Raw genomic sequence first — 21,374 nt, 5'->3', positions numbered from 1 at the left:
TTTACCCAGTAATAACTGTAGATTGATTCTTTAAAATTTTTGCGTATTGTTCGATTTCGTTTAAGATTCTTGCCCTGCCTTTTTCACTTTGTGTCCATTTGCTAGGAATAATTTCTCTATGATCTTGGAGTGGTAATACATCTAGTACCTTTACATCGTTTGCATAGATCATAGCTAATAAATAGAATCGTTTACAAAAAAATGATTTTCCAGCCAATAAGATATTTTTATGAGCAGTGCTATTTAGAAAACTAAAAGCGGATTCAATAACACCTTCAACTCCATTTGTTCCATCAACGCTATTATGAATTGGCATGATTTTATCTCTTCCGATACCTCCATTTACTAATAAAGGAGTATAATAATCATACTCATTACATTCTAAGAAAGTATTAAAAACGCTTGGAATCATAATTAATTTAGCACCATAACGCATATAATAGTCTACTAATTGATCATTTAACTCTGGGAAATGACCCGGATGGTAAAGAATGACATCGGGATATTCGAACTCATTCATTCTATCCATAAATACCATTTCATCAATACATTTTATTGTTTGATGATTCATCTGTCGCGGTACCTCCTGCAAAACTATTCTTTACAAACTTTCTTATTCTTTAAAACATTGGTAATTCCTTCTTTTTGAAAGGCTTTGATACTTAGTATCTTTGTCTTTCAGGTATAAAATATGGGAACATCCGATTTGGACGTTCCCGATCTTATTTCATATATTCCAAATGGAATAACTGTAAAGCGAATGAAGCTTTTTTAAAAGCTGCGTTTCCCTGCCCAAGCTCCTTGCATTTTACTTAGGAATACAATTTGCCCAATATGATATGCGTCGTGCAATGCTAAACTCTTCAGTTCGCGCACTAATGAATGATCTTCTCCTGGGATTTGTCTATACAAATCTTCTTGTTCTGATTTTGCTAGTATTTTTCCAAGTTCACGATGAACATAAAAGTATTCTTGTTTTGTTTCCTTCCAATTTTCTACCGTCTCAGTTGGTAATCGGAATGTAGAATCATTGTTTTCTGCCTGTGGTTCATTCGCTGTTTCACCAAGAAATCGCATCAGAAATCTCTTTTCATAGAAAAGTATATGACAAACTAATTCCCAAATGGAATGTGCCCCCCCACTGGTTTCCAAATTGCCTGTTCAAAAGCAATATCCTTTAGCACTTTTTCAAGTGGTGGAAACCAGTCTTCTTCATCTAAGCAGCTTGCCCATTGTTGTAACAAAATTGTCTTTACATCCATTTTTTATTCGCTCCTAGGTTTCATCCATTTCTACTATGCCTTCGAAAATAAACAGAAAGCGAGTAAAACTGCTTCTGCAGGGTAGGATATGTTTGTGAAGGTGTATTCTCATAAAATTAGCATTATATAATATACAAGGAAGTGGATAAATGAATCAGAGTGACGAACGCAATAAAGTTGGTGCCAATGCAGAAGAAAGTGACAACAATCAAGCTGGTAGTAATGCTAATCAAGGTACCAATGACTTTGGTGAAACTGCAGGAACTTTTAATGGAGCGATTGCAGGTGCTATGATAGGCTCTCAATTTGGACTAATTGGTACGGTAATAGGCGGTGTTTCAGGCGGTGCTATTGGTAACCAGATTGGGGAGGGGACTGAAGCAGATGACGAAACAGATTCCAATAATCATGGTTCTCAATAATATTAACTGTATAAATAAATAGCGCTGCGATTTTCATAAGGATAATTTAACAAGGAAATATAAGTTTCCGTTAACCTTTGATGTTAAAGAACTGTGCATGAGTTGTCTAACGGGTGAAATAGTCTTAAGGAAGAACTCAATAATGGGTTCTTTTTCTATTGATATACGATTCTTCTCTTTGAATGGCGATGCACTTTAATACCGGTAAGAAGCTTTGCTTTTTTTATTTTATTAGACGAAATAAATGCTATATTAATCATCCTTTTATAAAAGGGATAAAGATTACATAATTTGAACCAATAAACAAAAGCCAAAAGAGAACCGATGTAAATCGATGTTTATGGAGTTCACTTTCCTTATAAATACACAAACCAACAATTAACGAGTAAAAGACAAATAAAATATAAGAAACTCCAAACCAGTTTACCCATACATTTCCAGTAAATTGTATTCCAAAGTTCTCGTAAATAGGACTTAAAATATAAACGGTTAAAAGTAACCCGATCGCTAAAATTGTGATGATTTCAATCAATCTAAGTACAACTATTTTCAATACACTCAACTGAATCACCCCATAACGATTATCCCTCAATGAAAATTATTCAAGGGTATTTCCTAATCTCAACCAAGATGATGATTTAAAATGAATTTAATAGAGGGACTATTATGATTGATAAAACTAAACTTATTAAGATTGTCACCAGCCAATCCCTTTTTTTCGTCGTCTTAAGTAGTATATTCAGCAGCGAACCAATAAAAATACAAATTAAAAGTGCGGACAAAACCATAATAAGTAATTCCATAAAATACACCTCCGATAAACAAAAAGTCGGTTAACCTATTTCCAAATGTGTTGTTAATAAATACTTCGATTCAGTCGCTTCCTAAACCTTCTTTCTAAAACAACTTTACGATTTTCGACTACACTGCCCCGCTAGAATACAAAAAGCTACCGTATCGGCAGCTCTGATTAATTCACTTTATTAATTTTTTGTATCCTTATATAGGTGCACATATATGAAACCTTAAATAAATTAACAGTGAACTATTTCTGTCCACTCAATTAATAATTAACCATTAGTATGTATAGATGTTGACCGTTGAGGCACCTGCTAGGAGATTCACTTCAACCACCGAAGCGAATACCACAAATATTTAACACACAAAAACGCTTGGGGTAATCCAAGCGTTTTTGCAAACGAGTATTTACCGAACTTAACCCTTCCAATAAAGCCGTTAAGAACTGCGTGACCCGTCCTTGAAGTTACTGCTGAATGATCTGAATAAGGTTACCGCATGTATCGTCGAATACAGCTATTGTGACATCACCCATTTTTGTCGGCTCCATAGTAAACTTCACGCCGTTTTCCAATAATAGGTTATACTCTTTATGAATATCCTCAACGCCAAACATGGTTGCTGGAATGCCTTCAGAAGCTATCTTTGATTGATACTCCTTTGCGGCAGGATGGACATTCGGTTCGAGCAAAAGTTCAGTACCGTTTTGTTCATCAGGAGAAACAAGTGTTATCCACCTATATTCGCCAGTGGGCACGTCATGCTTTTTTATGAAGCCAAGCTTTCCCGTATAAAACTTCAATGCTTTTTCTTGATCATCAACAAATAAACTGGTAACAACGATTTTCATACTGTATTTGCCTCCTATGATATCTTCATACTACTGTTACTCTATCCATCCTTTTAGCAAATCCTTTAGTGGTTCATTGTTGAATACAATTACTCGATATTTTCCCTTTCTTTTTGATGTTACGAGACCTGCATCTTCCAATACAGAAAGATGTTTAGCTATTGCTTGTCTAGAAATGGCAATGTCGTGCTTCATAATAAGACGTACCGTTAGTTCATACAACGACAACTCGTTGCGTTCGGTTAGTTCGTCTAAAATGAGCCGTCGCGTTGAGTCACTTAGTGCTTTGAATATGGCGTCTTTTTCCCAATTCATATATTGAGTATAAGCAACCCTGCGGTTGCCTGTCAAGCACAAGTAACCGTGGAGTTGCATGAAAAAGGGTACCTATTTTGCAAATTGGAACACTCTTTACCGTAAGCATCAAGCACAGCCTGCCTAATCCCTCCAATTCAAAAAAATGAAAGAGAGCCTCCAAGACTCTCTTTTAACAACGATTCATTACCATAAAAAATCTAAGATATTGGATTGGATAAGATTCGTGTCAATGTTACAGGTTTCTCCATCAATTCCATATTGCCAAATCGAGACTGGAACGTTTTCAGGTGCGCCTGGCTGAAATTCTGGGGCATTAGACTGCGGCGTTACGCCAGGATCAGGGTTACTACTCCAGATGATCGTTTGGGATTGAATATTCTGATTGGCGGCAATAGCTGCCTGGTATGCAGTTGTAAGTGCACTTTCGTTGGTAAAGACCCCGTAGATACCGGGCTTATACGGCGAACCTTGTAAGGTTTCGACCCATCCACGGATAAACGCTTCATCTACTGGGTAAGTCGGTTCAATATCCGCGAAGATCGCTTTCCCCTCAGGGATTCCTATTTGTTGCGCATAGGCAATCGCCGCCTGTGCCTCTTGAGCCCCGCCTTCATAGGTTGTCGCGTTTGTAAAATGGTTGTAAATGGGGATAATCTTAATCCCTTGTTGATGGAGAAGCTCCACTTCTTCCGGTGTCAAACCAGTTGATACCCCTTCTTTGGTCTCCAAATATCTTCCAAAGACAGTAGGCATCCCATAGTTATCCACGACACATTGTAAAAAAGCTTGGTCTAGCGGACTAGCGGTATCAACTCCCCATAAAATTTGTGGCGGCTCCTGCGGTGGTGGTACAGGTTGAGGCTCTGCTTCTGCTTCTGCTTCTGGTTCTGGCTCTGGTTGAGGTGGTTTATCTGGCGCCTCCCCCGCTTTACCGGTCTCTGTTATAGTTTGTGGTCCTTTCACAGGTTCTGAAGTTGTTGGCTTGGAATCGTCACGAATAAAAACAAGGAGTATTGAAAGAACGAGGAAAGCACTTAGCAATATGACCCAAAACAATTTACCTGTTTTCATTTTTCCCCTCCATGCGACTGACTTCTATGTCAATTTATTCGGACAGTCGTATGGAAGCGTGAGGATTTGTACCCCCTCCTTTAGAATGAAAAACACCTATTTATAATACAGTTAACATAATATGATTATATTTGTTTGTTACTATAATTCTTATAAATTAATGAATAACCATTCATTTTGTGTTAAAATTTGACAAAGGGATAGTTATGGGGAGGATTCATTTTATGTTGCTTAAGAAGAATTTCAGCCAGCAGAAGCTAAACGGTGTTCAAACTGGTAACGGTACAGTAGCATTTCAAGGGGTAAAATTAAATGTTCATAGCTTCGTCTTAGACGGTGTTCTCATTGATACGGGTGCGGCTTCATTAGAAAAGGAGTTTCAACCATTTTTTAAACAACAAGTCATTGATCAAGTGGTCATCACACATTTTCATGAAGATCATACAGGCTGCGCAGCTTTTTTACAAAAAGAAATGAATCTACCAATATATATGAATGATATGAAGATTGATCATTGTAAAAAGAAGCCCGATTATCCTATGTATCGAAAGGTTTTCTGGGGGAAGCGCCAGCCATTTCATGCAAACGCCATCGGTAAAACTTTTTCATCCCAAAATGCGACTTGGGACGTAATTGACACACCAGGTCATGCCATCGATCATGTAGCGTTTTTAAATCGTGAAACGGGACAGCTATTTACTGGAGATTTGTATTGCCAGGAAAAAACAAAGGTTATTTTACGAGAAGAAAGCATTCCAACCATTATCGAATCATTAAGAAGAGTATTAACCTATGATTTCGGAGATGTATTTTGCTGCCATGCTGGCTTTTTAAAGGATGGGCGTGCTGCTTTACAGAGAAAGCTAGAGTATTTGTTAGAACTCCAAGGAAAAATTATCAAGCACTACGAAGATGGCATGACACCCAGTCAGATTAGCAAAACCCTTTTTCCCAAAAAATATCCGATCACCTTTCTTTCTTCAGGAGAATGGGAATCTATGCATATTATTAACTCGATTATTCAAGATCTTTGATAGAAGTATGATTGATCACTACAATCAATTTGGTTTATTTTCTTGCCACCACCCATCAAATTTATTAATATTTATCCAGTAGCGCAGTAGTCTTTAACATCTTGGTTATAAATATTTTTTATGGCTTTATGAACTTTGATTGTAGTAGAAATTTCTAATAAATAGAAATACATTATTTTATTGTCCTCCATAAAAATCTTTTATCGTTTGGTGTTTTTTCTAAAGCCAATTCTCCAATTTATATTGATAATATTTTATGAATTGGAAAAAATAGTTCTTAGGAATGGAGGGATTGCAAATGTTTGTGAAAAAATGGTTAATTGGATTCGTCGTTTTGCTTGCGATGATTGTGGTTGTGACAACTCCAGGCTCACTCGGCGTATTTGCCGAAACCGGTGTCGTAACACAACCTATGGAGACGGTGAAACCGATTGAGATCGAGTTGAACGATGATTACTTTAATCCGAAAGTCATCACTATTTCCAATGGAAGAACGACAACGTTGGTATTGAAAAACAAAGGTGCGAAAGAACACACCTTCACAGTGGAAAAGCTCGGAATTGATGCGGAAGTCCAGCCGGGAAAAGAAAAAACCATTACCGTGAAACCGACAAACCCTGGTACATATGAACTGATATGTCGGTACCATTTCAATGAAGGAATGGTGGGAAAAGTAATAGTCAAATAACAAGCAGGGCCAATTGGGCCTTGCTTTTTTAACAGGCAACAGTAATAACGTGCCTTTATTAATGTTATTAAACAATTGGGTGCAAGAGTTGAAAAGTGGGATAGCTGCAGCGATTCATTTTGTTATTGAGGCAACGCAAGAAGGTTAGTTTCCAAAAAGTCTTTGCTAATGATACTTGTAGGCAATTATTAAAAAGATTTCCTTTGCTATGTTTAGCAAATACTAAATACATCTTGTTTTCTGATGGAGTGATTTGAGTGTCTCGTAAAAAAGGTAGTTCGATACATTTCTTCTTGTTATTTGTTATTATGCTTGTTGTTATTTGGTCCCTGATTAAGCCTGAGGAAGGTTATATGGTTTTGTTGATGGAAGTTTTACCTTCAGTATTAGTTTTACTATTCTTGATATCAAGATACAACCAATTTCGCCTTACCACAGTTTCCTATGCTATTATTACTCTTCTTACTATTTTAACGTTTATCGGAGGGCACTATTCCTATTCCAAAGTTCCCCTCTTTACATGGATCAAAGATTACTTTGATTTACAAAGAAACAACTATGATCGGTTTGGTCATTTTCTTAAGGGGCTTATGGTCATAATTATAATAGAGATATTATTAAGGAAAACAGCTTTATATAAAAGTAAAACGACGAATTTTATTGCTCTATGTATAACACTATCAATCGGGGCTTTCTACGAAATCATTGAATGGGCAAGCACAAAAATAGGGAAAGAAGGGAAAGCTACAAAAGATTTTTTAGGAATGCAAGGAGACATATGGGACGCCCAGTGGGATATGACATGTTTATTAGTGGGTTCAATTCTTTCACTTTTTTTTACAAAGATCCTTTATAAAGAATTGGAAAAATAACAAATAGTTAAGTTGCTTTTTCCTATCAACTATAACAATTTATCTCACTAAGAATGCATAGTTACAGCCAAAGATTCTTCCGTACGAGCTCAATGTTTCGGGTTATTACCTCGTAATTTATAAGGAAGTATCTAAATAATAGAATAGAAAAAAGGTTTCCATTATACTTATGATTAGGATGCAAATAATTCTGCAAGAAAGAAAGGACTATATATGCAATTTTATGTAATTGCAATCCTAGTTATAGTGATGGACCAGGTTTCTAAATATCTAATTCGTGCCTACATTGACATCGATGAAAAATTTACAATGTGGGGAATACAACTCACACATATAGAAAATAGCGGGATGGCTGGAGGTTTATTTCAAGGCTATGCTCGACTCTTCGGAGTTGTTGCAGTGTTGTTCGTGATAGGTGTCTTATATTTACGTAGAACCGGAGAAATGAAGGGCTCTCTCATCAATAGTAGTCTTGGGTTTCTAGTCGGAGGTGCGATTGGAAATGGCATTGATAGACTTTTGTTGGGACAGGTGACAGATTTTATCATTCGCTCTGGTGGAGTTCTTAACCTGGCCGACCATGCTATCGAGATAGGGGGCTTACTGCTTATTATTTACGTTGTCATGACCTGGCTGAAAAATAAGCATTAGATTTTCTAGAGCCAACGAAAACGAAGGAATTAGGACAATGCAGCCTCCATTTGTCCGCATCCCTCCCCCTTACATCTTCTCTTATTTATTCGAAATCATTTGGTAGAACCTCCATGGAAAACTCCCACGTTTTTCCGTTATCGTTTGAAATAAATTTCCCCTTTACTTTCCCACCTTCGTAGTCCCCATTAGGACCCTGATTGATAAAAATGGCCAAGTGATCTTCTTCTTTATAAGGGACTTCAGCCATCACAAAGATTTCATGATACTTCTCCGGAATTGAAACAGTTGCTTCACTCCAGGAGTTCCCCCCATCTTTTGTGACATATAGGTCAGGTTCTACAGGATTAAGGATTCCAAATGATAAGAAGCCTGTGTTTTCATCAACAAAGCCTCCATCATAAATTAATCGAGTAACTCCAGTATGGGTCGTCTCGTTCCATTGCTTACCGCCATCATTCGTGATATAAACGGTTGTCCATTCTTGTGACATCGTTCGATCCCCTGAAATGATGACATAGCCAAACGTATCATTTAAAAATTCTACCTTCCGAAAACGGATTGGCGGATATTGAGCTGTAACGACACTATCTTCCCACGTGTCTCCTTGGTTTAGAGAATATTTCAATTTAATGCTGTCACCTTCAGTATATAAAAAGGAAGCACGTTTTTGAGTTAGTATATAGCTATTCTCTATAAGTTCTTGTTCGTCCCCATTGTATTCTCCTGAAAATAGCTTTGCTTTTTCAACAGGCACTAGAATCCAATCACTTCCTTTATTGAAGGTAATTTGTAATTGGTCGTTTTGTAACGAGTAACCAATTGAATCATCTTCAAAAATTGGCTGCAATGGACTAAGTTGTGATGGTTCTGATTCTTTTGCTTCCTGCTTTTCAATTGGTTGATTCTGTCTAGGCGAAGTTAATTCTGGGTGCTTTTCAAAAAAATATGTTGCCACCGTTACTCCAACGATTATCATAATAATTGTACCAATAATATAATTTTTCACACTGAAATACTCCTTTTATCATGCTTATCCTTTTACCATTCTACTAGAGTTAGCAAAATATGCCATAAAAAAGCCAGGACCCATTTTTATTAGGATGTTTCCTGGCTCTAATATATAGGTTTACATAATATTATTACACGAAGAAAGGTCTATAATTTTGCTTGTACCGACTGTAACTTCCGCTCCATTGTATTTTCCTTATCGCGTCGATCATCAATGCGAATGTTCGTGCAAACCCTCTGAAGTCCTTTTTGAAACGGAACTTCATGAAGTTCGTGAACAATCCCCAGCAATAGTTTTAAATCACCTTCAATTAGCGTACTCATTGGAGTTAACTGATACTTGACCTTACCTTCATACTGTTGAAGTACTTTATGTATTTCAGCTACATACTCACTAACACTAGGTGTACCTGTCCCAACCGGAATCACTGTAATATCAACAATCGCCATTTTACTACCTCCTGATTTCTTCATTATTTCTTCATTCTGCTTTAGGATAGCATGAAAATAAGCAGATCAAAAATCTAAAGAACCATCCCACCAGTCTTGGTTCCATCGTAAATAAAAAGTGTAACCAAATTGAATATATAAAAGTACATTAATTTGATAGTCATTTTTATTATGATAAAAGGGAAAAGAAAGGTGAGTGAACATGTTGAAAAATAGACTAAACTTTATCGGCTCTCTTTTTCGTCAAAAAAAAGAATCAAGTCTTCAAACAAAAATTCTAAAAGCGACCAATGGAATAAAGACAATCCCCCTAACGGTTCAAGTTGCAGATACTCCCAAAAAAAGAGACAAGGGCTTAATGTTTGTTGAAGAGTTACCCGAAAACGAGGGGATGCTATTTGTGTTTTCAGGTGAAACATATGGCGGTTTCTGGATGAAAAACACGTTCATTCCTTTATCGATTGCTTTTCTTGATTCAGATGGTAAAATTCTAAAAACACTAGATATGATGCCTTGTAAAGAAGATTTCTGCCCTACTTATGATCCGGAACTTACTTATCATTATGCTCTTGAAGTGAATCTTGGATGGTTTGAAAAGAATAAAATTAAAGAAGGTGATTTTATAAAGTTTTGATTACTATCTGTTTCACCTACCAATTTAGAATTGCTGAACCCAGTTAATCATTCTTTCTACTTTTTTCATACACTCTCCGTGCCATTTCCTCCAATATATAAATAACGGGAATTTGCGTGGTAATATTTGAAGTGTCCAAAAATTCCTCCGTCACATAATAGGAAACATTTTTATCAGACATCCTGGCTATCATAGACTGCGCGTTGTTCGTAATGCTTAAAATCTTACTGCCTTTTTCTTTTAATTTGTGTATGTGAGAAATGGTAAAATCATTTTCTCCAGAAACGGAAAGAGCCACCGTAATGCTATTATGTAAGTCAGCGTGTATAGGCATATACCAGTCTTTTAAATAAGTTGAGAACTTACCTAAACTCGAAAGGTATCTAGAACCGTATTCTGCAAGGATTCCAGAACTGCTAATTCCAATGAAAAATACATGTTCTGCTTTGGAAATGGCTTCTGCTGCCTCCTCTAACTTCAAAATGAAATTTTCATTTTGCGTGCGCTCAAAAAACTCCGCCAACACATGCTGTCCACATTTAATGGTTGGGGCACTTTTTTCATCAAATAATAGCTTCAGTTTTACTTTAAACTCCGAAAAACCTTCACAATTTAATTTCCTGCAAAAACGCATGATCGTGGAAGTGGAAACATGCGCTTCAACCGCAAGATCCCGTATACGCATATAAACGACTTTTTCTATATTTTGCATGATGTATTTATAAAGCAGTAACTCAAGTTCATTAAATGTGGCAATGACCTCATTTGTAAACATAATCGTCTCTCCCTTTATGTAAACGTTGTATCTTTTGTTAGTTAGTATACTCCAAAAAAGAAACACAGTGTTACTTTTGTGAAACAAATTCCTTTCGGTGAAAAACAAATCTAACGCTTTCAAATCTATATCAAATACCCTCTTTCTCCTCTAGAATAGGTTTTGTAAATTCGTATTTAATAGGAGGATGACACATGAGTAAAGGAATTAAGATTGTAACGATTGGCGGAGGTTCAAGTTATACGCCAGAATTAGTAGAAGGCTTTATTAAAAGATACGACGAATTGCCTGTAAGGGAATTATGGTTGGTAGATATAGAAGCAGGAAGAGAAAAATTGGAGATTGTTGGCAGTCTTGCAAAAAGGATGATTGAAAAAGCAGGTCTTCCGATTACAGTTCATTTAACACTTGATCGAAAAGCAGCATTAAAAGGTGCTGATTTTGTTACGACACAATTTCGCGTAGGATTATTGGACGCTCGTGCTAAAGATGAAAGAATTCCTTTAAGCCATGGAGTTTTAGGCCAAGAAACAAATGGACCAGGCGGACTTTTTAAGGGATTGCGTACCATTCCAGTCATTTTAGACATCGTAAAAGATATCAAAGAACTATGTCCAGATGCCTGGCTAATCAACTTTACAAACCCTGCCGGCATGGTGACCGAAGCGGTTCTTCGCTATACGGACCATAAGAAAATCGTTGGTTTATGTAATGTTCCAATCGGAATTGAGATGGGAGTGGCAAAGCTATTGGACGTGGACCATTCTCGTATTCGGATTGATTTTGCTGGGTTAAATCATATGGTATATGGATTAGATGTGTATCTAGACGGCGTAAGTGTGAAAGATCGAGTAATCGAACTGTTAACAAGTCCAGAGAACAGCAGCTTTGTTAAAAACGTAGAAGGTCAAGGCTGGGAGCCAGAATTTATTCGCGCGTTAAATGCCTTAACATGTCCATATCACCTTTACTATTATAAGAGTGATGAAATGCTAGAAAAAGAGCTGAAAAACTTTAAAGCGGGCACAACAAGAGCAGAAGTCGTGAAAAAATTAGAAGAAGAATTATTTGAGCTATACAAGGATCCTAATTTAGCCATCAAGCCACCTCAATTAGAGGAACGTGGCGGGGCGTATTACAGCGATGCAGCCGTTCGTTTAATTTCTTCCATTTATAACGATAAACGGGACATTCAGCCTGTCAACACGATTAATAATGGTGCAATTGCTAGTATTCCTTACGAGTCAGCAGTGGAAGTAAGTTGTGTCATCACAAAAGAAGGCCCAAAACCAATCATCAATGGAGATTTACCAGTTGCGGTTAGAGGCCTGGTACAACAAATTAAATCATTTGAACGAGTAGCAGCTGAAGCCGCAGTTACAGGAAACTACGATACTGCTTTACTAGCGATGACCATCAATCCGCTCGTTCCTTCTGATAAAGTGGGTAAAGTGATTTTGGATGAAATGTTAGAAGCACATAAAGAGCATTTACCACAATTTTTCCAAAAAGTAGAAGTATAAAATTAACAAGTTCATTAGAAGAAGTTGTAGCTCAGTCACAATAGGACCGAGCTATTGTTGTAAAAAATTATACACGGAAAAATTCCGGCTAAATTTGGAAATACCAATATTTCCTTAAAAATAACCGGAGTTTTCCGTTTATCTTATCTAAATCTTTGGATTTTGTCTTTATTAGAGCAGTTAACCGGAATTTCTCCGCTTATATCCGCTTCTTAAGCTTCCCCTATTTACATTAGCAGGAAATTCTCCGCCTATGACTGCTCATACCTACACAAAATCGATACGGGAAAAGACGGATTATACAGAGGTGAAACTTCCGACTTCCATCCCTTTTAGCATTAAATGCTCAGCAATGAATGCTATGAATTCACCGTTAGTTGGTTTCCCTTTTAATGGAATTACTGTGTTTCCAAATATAAAATCTAACTGCTCAATACCTCCTCGATTCCATCCAACTTCAATTGCATGTCTTATAGCTCTTTCAACACGGCTTGGAGTGGTATGATATTTGGATGCAATAGCCGGATATATTACTTTTGAAAAACTAATTTCACAGCCATTATTTATCATTTGAATAGCTTCTCTTAGAAAAAAATATCCCTTTAGATTTGCTGGAATACCTATAGATCGTAAAATATCGCTAATTTTTAATTCTAACTTATCATCATTATTCGTGTTATGTATTTTCTTTTCTAAAGTTGTTTTCTGTAAAACACTATCTAAACAAATAGACATGATCATGTTTGGTAAATTGCTTAGTTCAATAGGTTTCATCAAAAAGTAGGATGCCCCTAACTCCTTTGCTTGTGTTATGATCTCGTCGGTTCCAATAGAGGTAAGCATTATTACCTTTGTAGTTATGCCTTCTTCATATATATTTTTTAGTAAAGACAAACCATCGGAAAATGGCATAATCAAATCTAATATGATAAGGTCTGGTTTCTTCTTCTCTATTAACTCCATCCCCTCCATTCCATTATGCGCAACTCCAATTACCTTCATTTCGTTGATAGTCGAGAGAAAATCTTTAAGTAATTCTGTGAATTGTACATTATCATCAATTATTCCGATTTTTATCATATTACTCCTCCTCCTGTTTTCAATTAAATTGCTTTTGGTTGTATCGATAATAAAAATAGCCAAAATAGAATAACCCTATTGCTAGAGTGTATCTATTTTGGCTATGTATGAGCACAATAAAATATTGTCTATATCATCTTCCAAAAGGGAATATTTAATTATTATGTTTACTTTTACCAAGTAAAATATTACCTTACCTTTTCAAAAAAATCAATAGGAACAGATATTTGCTGTATCAATCAATAAGAATGTTGTTTAGCAAATACCTTACACACTCGGTTCTTTACTTATTAGGGATTTCACAGCCATCATCATAGCAATTTAGACCGTCTTGACTGTTCAAAACCGTGATTTCATCTTCTGCAATCACTTTTCTCAAAGCCTGAACAAATGTCTCAGTAGACTGTGCACCGGTAAGTGCATATTTTTTATTAATTAGAAAGAATGGGACACCTGTAACACCATATTGTTTGGCTGTTTGTTCATCAGCACGAACAACGTCTGACATTTCATCACTTGCGAGCATTTTCGCCACTTCTTCCCGGTGTAACCCTACCTCCACTGCTAGCTCGGTTAAGGTTTCATGGTCTCCAATATGTTTGGATTCGGTAAAATAGGCACGGAGAATCCGCTCGGTCATCTCTTTCATTCGTCCCTGAGTTTTCGCATATAACGTTAATCGGTGCGCATCAAAGGTGTTCGTTTGGATGAGAGTATCCATCTGATAATCCAATCCAACTTCCTTCGCCATTTGTACCACTCTTTCGACATTTGCCTTTGCCTGAGCGATACTCATACCATATTTCTTGGCTAGCGTTTCGTACATAGATTCTTTTATATCTCGTCCCATTGTCGGATCCAATTCATAGCTTCGATACGTCACTTCAATGGGATGGTTAAGCTGTTTAAGAGCGTCCTCCAGACGCCTTTTGCCAATATAGCAAAATGGTCAAGCAAAGTCAGTCCACATTTCAATATGCATACTTGTCCCTCCAATTTTTTATTCTTGTATAGTATAGGAGCTGAGCGTGCATTTTACACGTAATTTGCTTCAGTGTCTGGAGCTTTGAATTTTCTCCTTGGACAGAAAAAGCTGCCGAATTGGCAGCTTATCCAACATAAATGTAACCAGAACTAATTTCGTATTCTAAAGATCCCCACTTTTTTTAAACCGATGTAGCTAGGACATTGTTCAAAAACAACCCAATTTCTTTTGCCGTATTCTTCATACTTTCTCCAAAAGGCGGGTAGCTAAAATACCCGTGAATATGACCTTCCATACAAATATATTGGACAGGCACACCCGCTTCTTGAAGTCGGTCAGCATATGCCTTCCCTTGGTCACGAATTGGATCAAGTTCAGCTGTAATGACGAGCGCCTGCGGTAAATTGCTAAAGTCTTCAGCCATTATCGATGAAGCATATTTATGATCACGTTCTGATGGATGATTGAGGTAATGATCCACAAACCAGTTAATCAATTCCACGTCCAGCCCATAGCCTTCACCATACTCCTGTACAGATTGATAGCCCAGATTTAAATCTGATCCAGGGTATAACAAGACTTGTGCTGCAATCGACGGTCCTTGACGCTCTTTAATCAATTGTGTCATTACAGCCGATAGATTTCCTCCAGCACTATCTCCACCCACGATGATTTTTGACGCATCTCCATTCAACTGCTCAGCATTCGCATGGACCCATTCTAGTGCTTTATAGCAATCTTCCACTGGAATCGGAAACTTGTATTCTGGTGATTTACGATATTCTGCGGAGACGACGACACAATTACCAGCATTGGCAATGGAACGACAACCATGATCAACGAATTCCAAATTTCCGATCACATAGCCTCCACCATGATAGTAAACAAAAAGTGGAAATGGTCCCGTACCTTCTGGAGTATATATTCTCACGTTTATTTCTCCATTATCGACAGGTATTGTTTTTTCTTCAATCTTTGAAACCGTTTCCGGTTCTGAGCGAAGTTCAAGCATTGCATCAATTGCCGCACGCGCTTCCACTGGAGACAACGATGTGATTGGCGGTCCAGCACTTAACATATCAAGAAATTGTTTCGTTATGGAATAAATCGTCATTTTAGATCACTCCTAAAATTTTCTATTAATTTAATATATTGAATTGCAATTTAAAAGAGCGCTATTCAACAATGATAATAGCTGGAGGCTTAGGTAGAAATGCCATTAGATTTTTTAAATCTGCTGTTAATTCTTGGCCTTTTTGCGAAGCCAAGTTTTGATTTAGTTCTTCTGCACTTTCAAATTCAAGTTGAACCACTAAGTAGGGATTAAGCTCACTGTTTTGAACTCCCAATACTCGATTTGCTTGGACACTTTTTAAACCAGGTAACTCCTCCGCTAAAGGGATGTGGGTTCCAAAATAGTGACCATCAAACCCTTCTTTGTTTGTTGGTTGGTCATAGACTACTAATAATTTTGCCATTTGATAATCCTCCGTTTCAATTAATCTAGGAAATCAGCATTGTGCATGAATGTTCTATTAATAAACCGTAATGTACATTTTCCAATGGATCATGCCTCTAGTTATTTTTCTACAGCCACGTTTTGCTTTGGAGTAAAAGTAAACCCTTTGTAATCTCTAGCATTATTAAATTGTTCTTGAAACATTAAGTAATCTCCAGTGTAGCCTAAAAATCCACGCGGCTTCCCTTCAATATTGGCTCCTGTATACCAGCTGTCAACCTTAGCATAAATCGACTGTTCTCCAACTTCATTTGCATGGTTTGTCCAGGTTTCCTCTGCCTCACTAGTTGCCTCAATTTCTTCAACACCATGCTCTTCAACATATTTAATGCAATCAAAAATCCATTCCACTATTACCTCATTCACTGTAATAGCATTCGTTGTTAACGGGAAATGGGGACCCGTAATGGTAAACATATTTGGAAATCCAACGTTACAAACACCAAGGAATGTCTTAAGGTTTTTTCCGCCATCCCATTTATCTTTTAAGAAAATTCCATTTCTACCACGGATATTTGCTTTCATTAATGGTCCTGTCATCGCATCGAAACCGCTCGCAAATACAATGATGTCAAACTCATACTCACCTTCTGATGTTACCAATCCCTTATTTGTGCACGCTACAATTGGTGTTTTTTTCAAATTGACGAGAGAAACGTTTTCTTGATTATACTTTTCATAATAATTGGTACCTACAACTGGCCGTTTCCCGCCGATTAGATACGTCGGAAGTAAATTCTCTGCGGTGTCAGGATCTTTTACAATTTCTTTAATCTTAGTACGTACGAATTCTGCTAATGTTGCATTAGCTTCATCATTTACTGTAATATCCAAGTACGAAAATAATAATTGAAAACCATTTTGTTCTTGCCAGAGTTCCTCGTAAAACCTTTGACGGTCTTCTGGTGAATCTTCGAGTGCTGAATAAGGCCTTCTTAAGTCAAAGCTAGGCGCCCCGATAAAATGTTCTCGTATTTTTTGTCTCAATTCAGGGAAATTATTCTTCATTTCCTCCACTTGTTCTGGGCTTAGTAAAGGGTTTTTCACGGGGCTGACAAATTGTGGTGTACGCTGAAAAACTGTAAGGTGATCCGCTTCTTTCGAAATAGATGTAATTGCCTGGACGCCGCTCGAACCAGTCCCAATAACCGCTACTCGTTTCCCCTTAAATTCTACTTTTTCATGTGGCCAACGACTCGTATGGTAGGTTTCGCCTTGGAAATGTTCTAGACCTTTAATGGTAGGTGCATGAGGGATTGACACATTTCCTAAAGCTGGGATGAAATATTTTGCTTGAACAATGTCTCCATCGCCCGTACAGACCTTCCATTTTTTATTCTTCTCATCATACTCCGCAAATGTAAGTCGAGTGTTGAACTGGATATCTCTGCGAAGGTCCAACTTATTTGCTACGAAATTACAGTAGTCAAGAATCTCCGATTGCTCAGGATAAACGGAAGACCATGTCCATTCTCTATGAATTTCTTCTGAAAACGTATAACAATAACTTTCTGTTGGAATATCACACCGTGCACCTGGATAGCGATTCCAATACCAAGTACCTCCAACATTACTGCCTGCTTCATATAGGCGAACAGAGAAACCCTCCTCACGTAATAAATGAAGCATATACATTCCCGAAAAACCTGCCCCTACGATAACGGCGTCAAATTCTTTTGATATAGTCATAGTTTTCTCCTCTCGTCTCTCATTCTTACTCAGGTTGGAATTTAATTATTCTAAAAATTCGAATAATTATGTATATAACTATTTTACAATGAGTACCAAAATCATAATACTCCTAGCATGAGGGGAATTTCCCTTCATTTGAGGGGGTCCTACTAAAAAACACGCAAACTCCATATCTTTTATACTTGAATTTACGAGAAACAAGTAAAGGATGGGGTTGCGTGCTAGATAATTTTTTCTATACCCTAAAAGAACTTGAATAGCTATTAAATAATCCCTTGCTTCATTAATATAGCAACTGCATGGGTTCGGTCTTTTACCCCTAATTTTTTGAGAGACAATTTAATATAATCCCTGATCGTGAATTCACTAAGATGCATGGACTGGGCGATAACTTTCGTCGTTTCTCCTATTGATAACTTTTGCATGATTTCAATCTCTCTCTTGTTTAACAAGCAATAATTATCATTGATAAGGTATGGTTCCTCAAACAGCTCCCCTAACATTTCTCCGAAAAGCGTAAATAAAGGAAGTAATTCTTCTATTTTCTTATTGCTTTCCGAAAACTGTGTACTACATGCCATTCCTACGACAACACTTCTAAAAGATATAGGTACAAATAAGATCGAAGAGGTCTTAGAAGTAAAAGTGTATCTAGGATTATACTTTACGAAGTCCTCCCCTTTAAGAAAGATTGCTCTGCGTGTCCTTACTGCATTGTAAACGGAAGGCAGGGTTCGAACATCATCTCTCATATCCCTAATATGTTTAAGTCCCTCTTCTGGGGTGATGGCCATTATTCCTTCTGTTAAATATCCAAATGGAGAGTATCTGAATAATCCTATATCCAATAGCGGAAATAATTCAAGAAAGCTCTTAAGTACTTGGATAATCTGATCTTCATGTGATTCAATTGTCTTTATATTTTTAATATATTTTTCTAAATCACATGTATCGTTCAATATTGAGTTATTATTAATAACCACCATCTAACCCCTTTCTAAATCACTAAAAGCCTTTTCAAACTTAATACAATTAATAAAAATGAGGAAGAAGGTTATTGATAGTAAGAAATCCTAGTTAAGTAGAGCTTAGACATAATACTTTAACTAGTTTGGAGGTTTGTTGGTAACTCGCTGCTAACGTAATATTGATAAAATCCTTTGCCGCTTTTTCTTCCTAATTCACCTTTAGATACCATCTCTCTTAGTAATTCAGGCACCCGGTATTTAGAATCATTTGTCTTTACAAAAAGAGCTTCCTGTATATTCAACATAGTATCAAGGCCAATCATATCAGCGAGCCATAAAGGACCGATTGGATGATGCGCCCCTAACTTCATCGCTTTATCAATATCCGCCGGAGAGGCTGTTCCTTCCTCTACTAATGTAATCGCTTCACAAATAAGCGGCACTAGCAGTCGATTGACAACAAACAGTGGGGTATCCTTAACATGAATGCTTTGTTTGTTCATTTGCTTAACAAGGTCTACCGCAATTTGAACAGTTTCGACAGATGTCTCATCAGTTGCTGTTATCTCAACAAGCTCCATAAGTGGCACAGGGTTAAAGAAATGCATGCCACATACCCGATCCTTTCGGCTTGTGACGGCCGCAATATCGGATATACATAGGCTAGACGTATTCGACGCTAAAATCGTCTTTGGCTCACATAATTCATCCAGTTCTTTAAAAACCTTTTTCTTAACCTCGATGTTTTCCGTAATGGCTTCAATCACCAAGTTTGCATCATGTATCTTTTGTTTGTCGGTGGTAAATTCTAGGCGTCCTTTTACCTCGACCGGATCAAGGTTTGCATCCTTCTGCGCAAGTTTGGTTAAGCTTTTTGTAATTGACTCTTCGGCTTTTCTCAAAACATCGAAAGATATATCTACTAATGTAACGGTGTGTCCACTCGTCGCAAACACCTGTGCAATTCCATTTCCCATAACTCCAGATCCTAATACAGCAATTTTCATATTACCTTTTCCCCTTTATTAAAAAATTCAGGTACGTCACTACTGTTTAATGGAAAATGAGCGGGACGTTTTTCTAGAAACGATTGTACACCTTCCATTGCATCAGCGTTGTTTCCTGCCCAAAATAAAAACTTTGACTCTGCTAGATGAGAGGCTTCTGGAGAATTCTCACTCAACATGCTCCAAAGTAGCTGTCGGACAAATGTGTTGGATGTTGCAGCTGTTTCACTTGCAATTTGTTGAGCCAGTTCATATGCTTTTTCCAGTACATCTTCTACTTCATACTGGACTAAGCCCGAGGCTAGTGCCTCAGACGTTGGTATGTAGCGAGCTGTATACATCCATTCCAATGCCTTTCCGATTCCAACGAGACGAGGTAGAAACCAGCCTGAGCACGCTTCAGGACCGATTCCTCGTTTGGCAAAAACAAAGCCAATTTTTGCGTCTTTTTTAACAATCCGAATATCCATTGCCAGTGTCATTGTTAGACCAATACCAACCGCAGCGCCGTTGATCGCCGCGATGATTGGCTTTTTCAAGTCATGTACGACAAGGCTAACCTGACCGCCGCTGTCACGAAAATCTTCCATTGATTCTGATGCTGAGAACGTCTTTCCTCCATCACCTAAGTCCATTCCAGCACAAAATGCTTTTCCTTCACCAGTTACAATAATGACACGAATATCATCATCCTCATCTGCTTTTTTGTAGGCGTCGATTAGCTCTTGTGCCATAACATGTGTGTAAGCATTCATTTTCTCTGGGCGGTTTAAAAAAATCGTTAAAATCCCTTCATTTTGTTCTGTTCTAATCGTTTCGTACAAAGCGCCCCACTCCCTCTTCGTATTCATGTACTAGCTGCTCGATGATCTCCCTGGTAGTCTGCAGCTTGTTAATCGTTGCTACACCATGCCCTGCCGACCAAATGTCTCTCCATGCCTTTACGTTCACCAGATGAGAAAAATCAACGTCTTGACGATGAACTAATGTATGGGGTTCGATTCCTTGCTGAAGAAGACTTGGAATAAGTAAATTGGCATAGACCCCGCTGAACGAATTCGTATAGAGAATGTCTTGTGGCGATGCGTCAATTACCATTTGTTTATAGTCATTATGGGCCGCGCTCTCCTTAGCGATAATAAAGCGCGTACCCATATATGCGTAATCCGCTCCCATCATTTTCACAGCGGCAATATCCTGCCCAGTAGATAAACTCCCAGATAGGATAATCGTACCCTTATAAAACTGTTTAACAGCATTAATGAACCCAAATGGATTTAATGTACCACCATGTCCACCGGCACCAGCACATACAAGAATAAGACCATCTACGCCTGATTGCGCAGCTTTTTTAGCATGTTCGACCGTAGCAACATCAGAGTACACTAGGCCGCCATATCGATGGACCACTTCGAGTACTTCACCAGGATTGCCAAGTGATGTAATAACGATTGGGGGCTGGTATCTATTAATTAACTCGAGATCCTCAGCGTAACGCGTGTTTGATCTTTTGTGACAAATAAAATTCACCGCCCATGGTTTATCTGGAAGTCCTTTTTTAATGGTTGTTAGCCATTCTGCACATACTTCAACAGGACGGGCGTTAAGCAGAGGAAACGAACCAATGACACCTGCTTTACCGGCTTCAATGACCATTTCCGGGGTGGACACAAGAAACATAGGAGCAATGATTAATGGCAAACTAGACATATTCCATCACCTTTGCCATACTATGCCCCTCATTTCGGCCGAACCACATTACCG

27 protein-coding genes are annotated in these 21,374 nt (G+C 37.7%); 8 read left to right on the top strand and 19 right to left on the bottom strand.

Annotation, left to right across the window (positions count from 1 at the left end):
• Position 1 precedes the first annotated feature (1 nt).
• The 3 genes from QFZ31_RS02485 to QFZ31_RS02475 form a co-directional block, all read right to left on the bottom strand.
• Positions 2 to 571: a hypothetical protein gene (locus tag QFZ31_RS02485; protein ID WP_307311907.1), complete on the bottom strand. Its 570-nt coding sequence runs from the start codon at positions 569 to 571 to the stop codon at positions 2 to 4.
• Positions 572 to 771: 200 nt separating this feature from the next.
• Entirely contained in the window at positions 772 to 1,152 is a 381-nt protein-coding gene (locus QFZ31_RS02480) for a DinB family protein (RefSeq protein ID WP_307300642.1), read from the bottom strand.
• On the bottom strand, positions 1,113 to 1,262 hold the full coding sequence (locus QFZ31_RS02475) for a hypothetical protein (RefSeq protein WP_307300641.1): 150 nt from the start codon (positions 1,260 to 1,262) through the stop codon (positions 1,113 to 1,115). The genes QFZ31_RS02480 and QFZ31_RS02475 overlap by 40 nt, the downstream gene beginning before the upstream one ends.
• Positions 1,263 to 1,411: 149 nt before the next feature.
• Here QFZ31_RS02475 and QFZ31_RS02470 point away from each other — a divergent pair, with 149 nt between their 5' ends.
• The gene (locus tag QFZ31_RS02470; RefSeq protein ID WP_307300640.1) at positions 1,412 to 1,684 is read left to right on the top strand and encodes a glycine zipper 2TM domain-containing protein; all 273 of its coding nucleotides are present in this window, start codon (positions 1,412 to 1,414) and stop codon (positions 1,682 to 1,684) included.
• A gap of 256 nt (positions 1,685 to 1,940) precedes the next feature.
• Here the strand turns inward: QFZ31_RS02470 and QFZ31_RS02465 are convergent, their stop codons facing one another.
• From QFZ31_RS02465 to QFZ31_RS02450, 4 genes are all read right to left on the bottom strand, one after another.
• Positions 1,941 to 2,246 (bottom strand): hypothetical protein, encoded by a 306-nt coding sequence (locus QFZ31_RS02465; RefSeq protein WP_307300639.1) that lies wholly within the window; start codon positions 2,244 to 2,246, stop codon positions 1,941 to 1,943.
• Between the two features lie 702 nt (positions 2,247 to 2,948).
• Positions 2,949 to 3,332 (bottom strand): VOC family protein, encoded by a 384-nt coding sequence (locus QFZ31_RS02460; protein ID WP_307300638.1) that lies wholly within the window; start codon positions 3,330 to 3,332, stop codon positions 2,949 to 2,951.
• A gap of 36 nt (positions 3,333 to 3,368) precedes the next feature.
• On the bottom strand, positions 3,369 to 3,647 hold the full coding sequence (locus tag QFZ31_RS02455; protein WP_307300637.1) for an ArsR/SmtB family transcription factor: 279 nt from the start codon (positions 3,645 to 3,647) through the stop codon (positions 3,369 to 3,371).
• A gap of 186 nt (positions 3,648 to 3,833) precedes the next feature.
• The gene (locus tag QFZ31_RS02450; RefSeq protein ID WP_307300636.1) at positions 3,834 to 4,721 is read right to left on the bottom strand and encodes a glycoside hydrolase domain-containing protein; all 888 of its coding nucleotides are present in this window, start codon (positions 4,719 to 4,721) and stop codon (positions 3,834 to 3,836) included.
• Positions 4,722 to 4,945: 224 nt separating this feature from the next.
• Here QFZ31_RS02450 and QFZ31_RS02445 point away from each other — a divergent pair, with 224 nt between their 5' ends.
• The 5 genes from QFZ31_RS02445 (at position 4,946) to QFZ31_RS02425 (ending at position 7,966) form a co-directional block, all read left to right on the top strand.
• Positions 4,946 to 5,755, top strand: a complete 810-nt coding sequence (locus tag QFZ31_RS02445; RefSeq protein WP_307300635.1) for an MBL fold metallo-hydrolase — start codon at positions 4,946 to 4,948, stop codon at positions 5,753 to 5,755.
• A gap of 298 nt (positions 5,756 to 6,053) precedes the next feature.
• Positions 6,054 to 6,443, top strand: a complete 390-nt coding sequence (locus QFZ31_RS02440; RefSeq protein WP_307300634.1) for a cupredoxin domain-containing protein — start codon at positions 6,054 to 6,056, stop codon at positions 6,441 to 6,443.
• A 13-nt stretch (positions 6,444 to 6,456) separates the two neighbouring features.
• Positions 6,457 to 6,591, top strand: a complete 135-nt coding sequence (locus tag QFZ31_RS02435; RefSeq protein WP_307300633.1) for a hypothetical protein — start codon at positions 6,457 to 6,459, stop codon at positions 6,589 to 6,591.
• A gap of 109 nt (positions 6,592 to 6,700) precedes the next feature.
• Positions 6,701 to 7,315 (top strand): DUF2238 domain-containing protein, encoded by a 615-nt coding sequence (locus QFZ31_RS02430; protein WP_307300632.1) that lies wholly within the window; start codon positions 6,701 to 6,703, stop codon positions 7,313 to 7,315.
• A 213-nt stretch (positions 7,316 to 7,528) separates the two neighbouring features.
• Positions 7,529 to 7,966, top strand: a complete 438-nt coding sequence (locus QFZ31_RS02425; protein ID WP_307300631.1) for a signal peptidase II — start codon at positions 7,529 to 7,531, stop codon at positions 7,964 to 7,966.
• A gap of 85 nt (positions 7,967 to 8,051) precedes the next feature.
• On the opposite strand, the gene QFZ31_RS02420 is transcribed toward QFZ31_RS02425, so the two are convergent.
• Both QFZ31_RS02420 and QFZ31_RS02415 read right to left on the bottom strand, forming a co-directional pair.
• Entirely contained in the window at positions 8,052 to 8,975 is a 924-nt protein-coding gene (locus QFZ31_RS02420) for a WD40/YVTN/BNR-like repeat-containing protein (protein ID WP_307300630.1), read from the bottom strand.
• A gap of 149 nt (positions 8,976 to 9,124) precedes the next feature.
• Positions 9,125 to 9,427 carry an MTH1187 family thiamine-binding protein gene (locus QFZ31_RS02415; RefSeq protein ID WP_307300629.1) on the bottom strand — a complete coding sequence of 101 codons (303 nt, stop codon included), beginning with the start codon at positions 9,425 to 9,427 and terminating at the stop codon, positions 9,125 to 9,127.
• Between the two features lie 202 nt (positions 9,428 to 9,629).
• On the opposite strand from QFZ31_RS02415, the gene QFZ31_RS02410 reads away from it, so the two are divergent.
• Positions 9,630 to 10,061 carry a DUF192 domain-containing protein gene (locus tag QFZ31_RS02410; protein WP_307300628.1) on the top strand — a complete coding sequence of 144 codons (432 nt, stop codon included), beginning with the start codon at positions 9,630 to 9,632 and terminating at the stop codon, positions 10,059 to 10,061.
• 43 nt (positions 10,062 to 10,104) lie between these two features.
• Here the strand turns inward: QFZ31_RS02410 and QFZ31_RS02405 are convergent, their stop codons facing one another.
• Positions 10,105 to 10,836 (bottom strand): MurR/RpiR family transcriptional regulator, encoded by a 732-nt coding sequence (locus QFZ31_RS02405; protein WP_307300627.1) that lies wholly within the window; start codon positions 10,834 to 10,836, stop codon positions 10,105 to 10,107.
• A 194-nt stretch (positions 10,837 to 11,030) separates the two neighbouring features.
• Here QFZ31_RS02405 and QFZ31_RS02400 point away from each other — a divergent pair, with 194 nt between their 5' ends.
• Positions 11,031 to 12,359: a 6-phospho-beta-glucosidase gene (locus QFZ31_RS02400; RefSeq protein ID WP_307300626.1), complete on the top strand. Its 1,329-nt coding sequence runs from the start codon at positions 11,031 to 11,033 to the stop codon at positions 12,357 to 12,359.
• Positions 12,360 to 12,656: 297 nt separating this feature from the next.
• Here QFZ31_RS02400 and spo0A read toward each other — a convergent pair whose 3' ends face one another.
• The 9 genes from spo0A to QFZ31_RS02355 form a co-directional block, all read right to left on the bottom strand.
• On the bottom strand, positions 12,657 to 13,439 hold the full coding sequence (spo0A, locus tag QFZ31_RS02395) for a sporulation transcription factor Spo0A (protein ID WP_307300625.1): 783 nt from the start codon (positions 13,437 to 13,439) through the stop codon (positions 12,657 to 12,659).
• A 283-nt stretch (positions 13,440 to 13,722) separates the two neighbouring features.
• Positions 13,723 to 14,376 (bottom strand): DsbA family protein, encoded by a 654-nt coding sequence (locus QFZ31_RS02390; protein WP_307311324.1) that lies wholly within the window; start codon positions 14,374 to 14,376, stop codon positions 13,723 to 13,725.
• A 229-nt stretch (positions 14,377 to 14,605) separates the two neighbouring features.
• Positions 14,606 to 15,538: an alpha/beta hydrolase gene (locus QFZ31_RS02385; protein ID WP_307300624.1), complete on the bottom strand. Its 933-nt coding sequence runs from the start codon at positions 15,536 to 15,538 to the stop codon at positions 14,606 to 14,608.
• 61 nt (positions 15,539 to 15,599) lie between these two features.
• Positions 15,600 to 15,902 carry an EthD family reductase gene (locus tag QFZ31_RS02380; protein ID WP_307300623.1) on the bottom strand — a complete coding sequence of 101 codons (303 nt, stop codon included), beginning with the start codon at positions 15,900 to 15,902 and terminating at the stop codon, positions 15,600 to 15,602.
• Between the two features lie 101 nt (positions 15,903 to 16,003).
• Positions 16,004 to 17,632 carry a flavin-containing monooxygenase gene (locus tag QFZ31_RS02375; RefSeq protein WP_307300622.1) on the bottom strand — a complete coding sequence of 543 codons (1,629 nt, stop codon included), beginning with the start codon at positions 17,630 to 17,632 and terminating at the stop codon, positions 16,004 to 16,006.
• A 266-nt stretch (positions 17,633 to 17,898) separates the two neighbouring features.
• Complete coding sequence (locus QFZ31_RS02370) at positions 17,899 to 18,618, bottom strand: response regulator transcription factor (protein ID WP_307300621.1); 720 nt, start codon at positions 18,616 to 18,618, stop codon at positions 17,899 to 17,901.
• A gap of 119 nt (positions 18,619 to 18,737) precedes the next feature.
• Positions 18,738 to 19,610: a 3-hydroxyacyl-CoA dehydrogenase family protein gene (locus QFZ31_RS02365; RefSeq protein WP_307300620.1), complete on the bottom strand. Its 873-nt coding sequence runs from the start codon at positions 19,608 to 19,610 to the stop codon at positions 18,738 to 18,740.
• On the bottom strand, positions 19,607 to 20,434 hold the full coding sequence (locus tag QFZ31_RS02360) for an enoyl-CoA hydratase-related protein (protein WP_307300619.1): 828 nt from the start codon (positions 20,432 to 20,434) through the stop codon (positions 19,607 to 19,609). The genes QFZ31_RS02365 and QFZ31_RS02360 overlap by 4 nt, the downstream gene beginning before the upstream one ends.
• Positions 20,418 to 21,320 carry an NAD(P)H-dependent flavin oxidoreductase gene (locus QFZ31_RS02355; protein WP_307300618.1) on the bottom strand — a complete coding sequence of 301 codons (903 nt, stop codon included), beginning with the start codon at positions 21,318 to 21,320 and terminating at the stop codon, positions 20,418 to 20,420. The genes QFZ31_RS02360 and QFZ31_RS02355 overlap by 17 nt, the downstream gene beginning before the upstream one ends.
• Between the last annotated feature and the right edge of the window lie 54 nt (positions 21,321 to 21,374).

Source organism: Neobacillus niacini, from assembly GCF_030817595.1.
Classification (GTDB): Bacteria; Bacillota; Bacilli; order Bacillales; family Cytobacillaceae; genus Neobacillus; species Neobacillus niacini_G.
The sequence above is the reverse complement of the archived record's forward strand: the minus strand, read 5'-3'. Positions and strand labels throughout refer to the sequence as shown.

Coding starts and splice junctions, on each gene's coding strand:
- QFZ31_RS02455 (WP_307300637.1), bottom strand. CDS start 3,647: ATGAATTGGGAAAAAGACGCCATATTCAAAGCACTAAGTGACTCAACG.
- QFZ31_RS02425 (WP_307300631.1), top strand. CDS start 7,529: ATGCAATTTTATGTAATTGCAATCCTAGTTATAGTGATGGACCAGGTT.
- QFZ31_RS02355 (WP_307300618.1), bottom strand. CDS start 21,320: ATGTCTAGTTTGCCATTAATCATTGCTCCTATGTTTCTTGTGTCCACC.
- spo0A (WP_307300625.1), bottom strand. CDS start 13,439: ATGATAAAAATCGGAATAATTGATGATAATGTACAATTCACAGAATTA.
- QFZ31_RS02410 (WP_307300628.1), top strand. CDS start 9,630: ATGTTGAAAAATAGACTAAACTTTATCGGCTCTCTTTTTCGTCAAAAA.
- QFZ31_RS02485 (WP_307311907.1), bottom strand. CDS start 571: ATGAATCATCAAACAATAAAATGTATTGATGAAATGGTATTTATGGAT.
- QFZ31_RS02470 (WP_307300640.1), top strand. CDS start 1,412: ATGAATCAGAGTGACGAACGCAATAAAGTTGGTGCCAATGCAGAAGAA.
- QFZ31_RS02475 (WP_307300641.1), bottom strand. CDS start 1,262: ATGGATGTAAAGACAATTTTGTTACAACAATGGGCAAGCTGCTTAGAT.
- QFZ31_RS02365 (WP_307300620.1), bottom strand. CDS start 19,610: ATGAAAATTGCTGTATTAGGATCTGGAGTTATGGGAAATGGAATTGCA.
- QFZ31_RS02405 (WP_307300627.1), bottom strand. CDS start 10,836: ATGTTTACAAATGAGGTCATTGCCACATTTAATGAACTTGAGTTACTG.
- QFZ31_RS02385 (WP_307300624.1), bottom strand. CDS start 15,538: ATGACGATTTATTCCATAACGAAACAATTTCTTGATATGTTAAGTGCT.
- QFZ31_RS02400 (WP_307300626.1), top strand. CDS start 11,031: ATGAGTAAAGGAATTAAGATTGTAACGATTGGCGGAGGTTCAAGTTAT.
- QFZ31_RS02445 (WP_307300635.1), top strand. CDS start 4,946: ATGTTGCTTAAGAAGAATTTCAGCCAGCAGAAGCTAAACGGTGTTCAA.
- QFZ31_RS02450 (WP_307300636.1), bottom strand. CDS start 4,721: ATGAAAACAGGTAAATTGTTTTGGGTCATATTGCTAAGTGCTTTCCTC.
- QFZ31_RS02440 (WP_307300634.1), top strand. CDS start 6,054: ATGTTTGTGAAAAAATGGTTAATTGGATTCGTCGTTTTGCTTGCGATG.
- QFZ31_RS02460 (WP_307300638.1), bottom strand. CDS start 3,332: ATGAAAATCGTTGTTACCAGTTTATTTGTTGATGATCAAGAAAAAGCA.
- QFZ31_RS02380 (WP_307300623.1), bottom strand. CDS start 15,902: ATGGCAAAATTATTAGTAGTCTATGACCAACCAACAAACAAAGAAGGG.
- QFZ31_RS02375 (WP_307300622.1), bottom strand. CDS start 17,632: ATGACTATATCAAAAGAATTTGACGCCGTTATCGTAGGGGCAGGTTTT.
- QFZ31_RS02415 (WP_307300629.1), bottom strand. CDS start 9,427: ATGGCGATTGTTGATATTACAGTGATTCCGGTTGGGACAGGTACACCT.